The 1924-nt window shown below is 42.4% G+C and carries 1 protein-coding gene; it reads left to right on the top strand.

The window, feature by feature from the left end:
• Positions 1 to 116 precede the first annotated feature (116 nt).
• Positions 117 to 1924: leucine-rich repeat domain-containing protein (locus QT974_RS33880; RefSeq protein WP_333472739.1), on the top strand; the 1808-nt coding region annotated here is incomplete at its 3' end.

The following is a 1924-nucleotide window of genomic DNA, read 5'->3' as shown; positions in this document are numbered from 1 at the left end:
ATTTCAGTCGGTTTCAACCGACTTACGCTTTGAGGCAGGGGTTTAAACCCCTGCCGGACTGCGGAACTGACAGACAGGCAGACTGAAATTTTACCAAAATAGAATCGGAATTTACTATGTCAGAACCACAAGCAAACCAACCAATGAATTTCAGCAGCTTTGCCGACTGGTGTAAGCACAAAGATAGTCTTTCAGAATCGGCAAGACATACAATTAAAGTGCTGCTAAACGAGGCGGGTACTTTTGATTGTAATGAAGCAGAGAAGGTACTTTTAAACTTGACTTCACTCAATCTCGGACAGAGGTCAATTACCGACTTCACCTGGATATCAGCACTCACTAACCTGACCGCACTCAATCTCCAAGGCAATCAAATTAGCGACATCACTCCGCTATCTAGACTCACCAACCTCACCGAACTATGTCTCAACAACAATGAAATTACCGATATTACTCCGCTGTCAGCACTCACCAACCTCACCAAACTGTATCTGATGAGCAATACAATTACCGATATTACTCCGCTTTCAGCACTCACTAACCTCACCAAACTACGTCTAGACACCAATCAAATTACCGATATTACTCCGCTGTCGGCACTCACTAATCTCACCGAACTGCATCTAGCCACCAATCAAATTACCGATATTACTCCGCTGTCGGCACTCACTAATCTCACCAAACTGGGTATCGAAAATAATCAAATTACCGATATTACTCGGCTTTCAGCACTCACTAACCTCACCGAACTGGGTATCGCAAATAATCAAATTACCGATATTACTCCGCTGTCGGCACTCACTAACCTCACCGAACTGGGTATCGGAAATGACGAAAATATCGATGTTACTCCTCTGGCGGCACTCACCAATCTTACTGAACTATTTATTGCAGATGAAATTACCGATATCAGTCCGCTATCGGCACTTACAAACCTAACACGCCTGTATTTATGGGACACACAAATTACTGATATTACAGCGCTGTCAGCACTTACCAACCTGACCTACTTGTATCTGTGGGACAATCAAATTACCGACCTCACCCCGCTGTCAGCACTCACCAACCTGACAACACTGACTATCTACGACAGCCATATTACTGATATCTCCTCGCTGTCAGCACTCACCAACCTCACCTACCTCGATCTCAGTAACAATCAAATTGCCGATATTTCCTCGCTGTCAGCACTCACCAACCTCACCGAACTACGTCTAGACACCAATCAAATTACCGATTTAAATTTGTCGATCGAACTTACACAAAAATACCTGACCCTATCGACTGCACCAATCGATCCTCGAACAGCTAGAGAAACCGTGAAAAAAATCTATGCAGCTATCGGTCGAGAATCACCTCAAATTGTTTTTTGTAGCAGTCCTCCGGTAGTTTATTTGAAACTAATCGAACAACTAAAAATCTACAGTAGCTCGCAACCTCAAAAATCATCGGATTTCGACGAGGAGATATTTAAATCGCTGGATAGAGAATTGATTCCGTTTTTTAAGTCTGCGTTCGATAGTTCGCAAATATCATCTGAAATAAAGGCTGGCAATTTAATACAATGGGGAAAATCCCTTTTCGCGGAGCTATTTCAATGGGTGGATGTAGGATTTATTTCATTGTTGTCGCAGATGCTGTGGGGCGCAATAAGACTACAGCCGGATGCCGATCGCGATCTCCTGTTTGAGTTTAATAAATTGGCAATAAATCACTCTGAATCTCTAGGATTTTTCCACTCATATTCTGACTATCTACGACCACTAACCTATAGTCATTTGGTGAAGGAAATCCATTTGACTGAATTTTTGATTTCTAAATTTGGTGTTACTCTTGACGACAAAGCACGAGAACTATTTCGCTGCAAGGAAGAGTTGTTGGAAAATTGCGGTTGGATATTTCCATTTGAGAAATTTTGCCTAAT

This window comes from Microcoleus sp. BM001215392 (assembly GCF_036700185.1).
Classification (GTDB): Bacteria; Cyanobacteriota; Cyanobacteriia; order Cyanobacteriales; family Microcoleaceae; genus Microcoleus.
Note: the sequence above shows the minus strand (reverse complement) of the source record. Positions and strands in the feature narration are given on the sequence as shown.